This window comes from Methylobacterium longum, assembly GCF_022179385.1.
GTDB lineage: Bacteria > Pseudomonadota > Alphaproteobacteria > Rhizobiales > Beijerinckiaceae > Methylobacterium > Methylobacterium longum.
In genome coordinates this window covers 1-344 of record NZ_BPQS01000194.1, presented here as the reverse complement: position 1 = coordinate 344, position 344 = coordinate 1, and the positions used below count along the sequence as shown (strand labels likewise).

Below are 344 nucleotides of genomic sequence, written 5' to 3'. Positions count from 1 at the left end.
ACTGAGACGGTCCGTCGGGCAATCCAAGCTCGTCAAGAGAGCGTGAGGGCCGCCGCCAAGCGCTACGGCATCAGCGCCACGACGGTGCAGAAGTGACGCTCACGCCAGACCGGGACTGTCAGGAATTCCGTGTGCGGGCGGCGGGTTGAACATCAGGCCGCCATGGCCCGGGTGAAGCGCTCGCCGAAGATGACGGCGAATTGCGCTTTGGCCATGACCCATTCACGCGGGCTCATCTTCCACGCCTTCTCGGAGCGGTTCAAGACCAGGTAGAGCAGCTTCAGCGCGGCCTCGTCGCTCGGGAAGTGCCCGCGGGCGCGCACAGCCCGGCGCAGCGTGGCGTT

Annotated in this window: 1 protein-coding gene; it reads right to left on the bottom strand. The window is 66.6% G+C overall.

Going from position 1 to position 344, the window contains the following annotated elements:
- Positions 1-152: 152 nt before the first annotated feature.
- On the bottom strand, positions 153-344 hold a 192-nt coding region (locus MFF58_RS32060), incomplete at its 5' end, for a transposase (RefSeq protein WP_238294389.1).